Source organism: Arthrobacter sp. Y3223164, assembly GCF_059091005.1.
The window spans coordinates 1-3,951 of record NZ_JBNHGF010000269.1; the positions used below are offsets into that span (position 1 = coordinate 1).

Sequence of the window (3,951 nt, forward strand, 5' to 3'; positions counted from 1 at the left end):
CGGCGGGCGGCGGCCGGGGCGGCCGCTACTTCTTGGCGGCGGCCTTGCGCCGTACCGGCTTCTTCGCCGCCGGTTTCGCCGGTCCCTTCGCGCGCTTCTCCGCCAGCAGTTCGATGGCCTGCTCGCGTGTCAGCTCTTCGATGCTGGTGGCGCGCGGCACCGTGATGTTCGTGACGCCGTCGGTGATGTAGGGGCCGAACCGGCCGTCCTTGACCACGATGTTCTTCTCCGACACCGGGTCCACGCCAAACTCGGCCAGCGGTGCGGCAGCGGTGCGGCCGCCCCGGGTCTTCGGCTGCGCGTAGATCTTCAGCGCCTGTTCCAGCGTGATGGTGAAGATTTCCTCCTCGGAGCCGATCGACCGCGAATCGCTGCCCTTCTTCAGGTACGGGCCGAAGCGTCCGTTCTGCACGGTGATTTCGGTGCCCTCGGCATCGGTGCCAAGCACCCGCGGCAGGCTCAGCAGCTTCAGCGCGTCCTCGAGGGTGACGGTGTCCACGCTCATCGACTTGAACAGGGAACCGGTGCGAGGCCTGACCTTGGCGGGCTTCTTCGGCGGCTTGGGCTTGCCGTTCTTGTAATACTCCACCGGCTGCGCGGCCAGTTCCTCGGCCGTCGGCTCATGGATCACCTCGGTGACGTAGGCGCCGTAACGGCCTTCCTTGGCCACGATCGTCCGGCCGGTCTCCGGGTCCTTTCCAAGCTCGCGCTCGCCAGGCCCCTGGGTTTCCATCAGCTCGAGGGCTTTCTCCGGGGTCAGCTCGTCCGGAGCCAGGTCGTCGGGGACATTGGCCCGCTCCGGCTCCTCGCCGTCGCCCTCGCCGTTGCGTTCCAGATACGGGCCGAACTTGCCCACCCGCAGGGTGATTCCCTCGGCAATCTCGATCGAATTGATCCGGCGCGGGTCGATCTCGCCCAGGTCGTTCACCACGGTGTTCAGGCCGGTTTCCTTGCGGTCCCCGTAGTAGAAGCCGGAGAGCCACTCGGTCCGGCTGGCCTCGCCGCGGGCAATGCGGTCCAGGTCCTCTTCGAGTTCCGCCGTGAAGTCATAGTCGACGTAGTCGCTGAAGTACTCCTCCAGCAGCCGTACCACGGAGAACGCGATCCAGCTCGGAACCAGGGCGGGGCCGCGGGTGCGGACGTAGCCGCGGTCCATGATGGTGGAGATGGTGGCGGCGTAGGTGGACGGACGGCCGATGCCGCGGTCTTCCAGCGTCTTGATCAGCGATGCTTCGGTGTAGCGCGGCGGTGCCGATGTCTCGTGCCCCACGGCGTCGACCGCCTGCGCGTCCAGCGCGTCGCCCTTGGCGAGGTTCGGCAGGCGCCCGCCGGTGGCATCGTCCTCGTCCTCGCGTCCGGCGTCCTTGCCCTCCTCATAGGCGGCCAGGAAACCGGGGAACGTGATGACGGTGCCGGATGCGGTGAACTCCGCGTCCCGCCCGTCCCCGGCCGTGGCGCCGAGCCGCACGGTCGACGTCGATCCCTTGGCGTCGGCCATCTGCGAGGCCACCGTGCGTTTCCAGACCAGCTCGTACAGCCGGTACTCGTCGCCGGAAAGCTGGCTGCGCACCTGGCCGGGCGTGCGGAAAGAATCACCGGCGGGCCGGATGGCTTCGTGGGCTTCCTGGGCGTTCTTGTCCTTGCCCTTGTAAACGCGGCGGGCATCCGGGACATACTCGGGCCCGTACAGCTCGGAGGCCTGACGCCGCGCGGCGTTCACGGCCTGATCGCTTAGCGCCGGCGAGTCGGTACGCATATAGGTGATGTAGCCGTTTTCGTACAGCTTCTGCGCCACCTGCATGGTCGAGCGCGCGGAGAACCGAAGCTTGCGGGCCGCCTCCTGCTGCAGGGTGGAGGTGGTGAACGGCGCCGCCGGCCGGCGGGTGTAGGGCTTGTTCTCTACCGCGCGGACGGAGAAGCTGGCGCTGCGCAGGGAGTCTGCCAGCGCGGTGGCGGCCGCCTCGTCCAAATGGACGGCGGAGCGGGCCTTGAGTTGGCCCAGATCGTTGAAGTCCTTGCCGGCGGCGACCCGGCTGCCGTCGACCGAGACCAGCTTCGCCTTGAACACCCCGCCCTTGGCCGCGTCCTCCGGCGCCACGGTTGCCACCAGGTCCCAGTAGGAGGCCGCCCGGAACGCCATCCGCTCGCGCTCGCGCTCGACGACCAGCCGGGTAGCCACGGACTGCACGCGTCCGGCGGAGAGCCCCGCCTTGACCTTGCGCCAGAGCACCGGCGAGAGTTCGTAGCCGAAAAGCCGGTCCACGATCCGGCGGGTCTCCTGGGCGTCGACCAGGTCGGTGTCCACCTCGCGGACCTCGGTCAGGGCGCGCTGCAGGGCTTCGCGGGTAATCTCGCTGAATGTCATGCGGTGCACGGGCACCTTGGGCTGCAGCACCTGCAGCAGATGCCACGCGATGGCTTCGCCCTCGCGGTCACCGTCAGTTGCCAGATAGAGTTCGTCGGCGTCCTTGAGCATCGACTTGAGCTCGGACACCTTTTTCTTCTTGTCCGGAGACACCACGTAATACGGCTCGAAATCGTTCTCGATATCCACCGCGAACTTGCCGACCGACGTCTTTTTCAGCTCGGCCGGCAGGTCGGAGGGCTGGGGCAGGTCACGGATGTGCCCCATGGAAGCCGTGACCTCAAAGCCCTCGCCGAGGTACCCGGCGATGGTTTTGCCCTTGGCCGGGGACTCGACGATGACGAGTTTCTTACCGGTTTTTTCGCGGGCCTTGGCTGGCACTGTGCTCCTACGTAAAGAAAGGGTGTTGATGCGCTTGTAAATACGTCCCCCAACCCGGCGGGGTGGAGGACCGTCAGCACTAGGTTAGCCGCAACAGTACCGCGAAACAGAAAACGCCAGCGCGTGCAGCCGGCTGCCTCCGCGGCAACGGACCGCTGCCGATGCCCGCGGCAAGGCCCTAATCGTTGTCGATGTCGCCGGGCAGGAAGGAGAAGACGTAGTACAGCTTTTCCGCCCCTTCTCCCCGGTTTTCGGGATTGGTGGTCGGGCTGTATTCCAGCAGGATCTCGCCGATCCGCCGGCCGAGGTCCTTCCGCTGTTCCTCGGTCAGGTAGAACCGCCCCGTGCTGAGCGCAGCCAGGTGCCCCTCCTGCCGCCAGGTGTCCGGGTTCGGCAATTGCTTGTCCCGTTTGACGTACTTGGACAGGCGTTCGCGCAGGTCGTTCAGTTCCACATCCACCACGCCCATGGTGGCGGCACGGCTGTCCGCCACGCTGGTCACGTCCAGGCGTCCGGCGGCGGCCTGCCAGTGCCGTTCCCGGCCGTCGCCCTGGTTCACGCACCGTTTGACGAATCCCCACTTTTCCAGCGCCCGCAGGTGGTAGCTCATGGCGCTGGGCGTCAGCCCGTGCCGCTGCGCCAACTCCGTGGCGGTGGCCGGCTGCTGCGTATCAAAGAGCTCTTCGATGACCTTCAACCGCACGTTATGGGCCAGCGCACGGATGGCGCGGGCATCGGAGATATTGACCCTGTCTCCGGCCGCCGGCTCGGCCGGAGTGGCCGCCGCTGCCGTGGCCGCCCGGCCGGTCGTCGTGCTTGAAGCCTTAGTCATGATCAGTAAGTGTAATGCCGGTCACCGCTCCCGGGCGGGGCTGCCGGCCAATCCCGGACTGCAATCCGGCAACAATTTCCTATTCGCCGGCAGGCGCCAGGAAGCCGTCTGCCACCAGGTTCCGCACTTCGGCGGACAGTTGCCCGGCGAAGTCCGGCTCCTCGCGGCCCAGCAGCGCCGCCAGCGCACCGATGAGCTGGTCCACGCCCAGCTCGCCGTCGCACGCGGAAACGAACCCGGCCAACTCGGTGCTCATCAAGTTGGTCCGGCGCAGCCCCGCGCCCTGGCGCAGCAAGATGACGCCGGGATGTTCGGCGCCCGGCCGCTGGTGCCGCTCTTCGGTCACGTCCTCGGCCGCCCGCAGGTGCTGGCG

The 3,951-nt window shown here is 67.4% G+C and carries 2 protein-coding genes and 1 pseudogene; all 3 read right to left on the bottom strand.

From position 1 onward, the window contains the following. Positions 1 to 25 precede the first annotated feature (25 nt). Complete coding sequence (gene topA / locus AC5RUJ_RS12350; RefSeq protein ID WP_494128614.1) at positions 26 to 2,746, bottom strand: type I DNA topoisomerase; 2,721 nt, start codon at positions 2,744 to 2,746, stop codon at positions 26 to 28. A 178-nt stretch (positions 2,747 to 2,924) separates the two neighbouring features. Further along, positions 2,925 to 3,578, bottom strand: coding sequence for an ArsR/SmtB family transcription factor (locus AC5RUJ_RS12355; protein ID WP_494000642.1), 654 nt, complete (start codon positions 3,576 to 3,578; stop codon positions 2,925 to 2,927). A 79-nt stretch (positions 3,579 to 3,657) separates the two neighbouring features. After that, positions 3,658 to 3,951, bottom strand: a pseudogene (locus tag AC5RUJ_RS12360) (SAM-dependent methyltransferase); the annotation flags it as partial.

What these genes read in the sequence shown, in the direction of transcription:
- AC5RUJ_RS12355 (WP_494000642.1), bottom strand. Translation starts at nt 3,578, where the DNA reads ATGACTAAGGCTTCAAGCACGACGACCGGCCGGGCGGCCACGGCAGCG.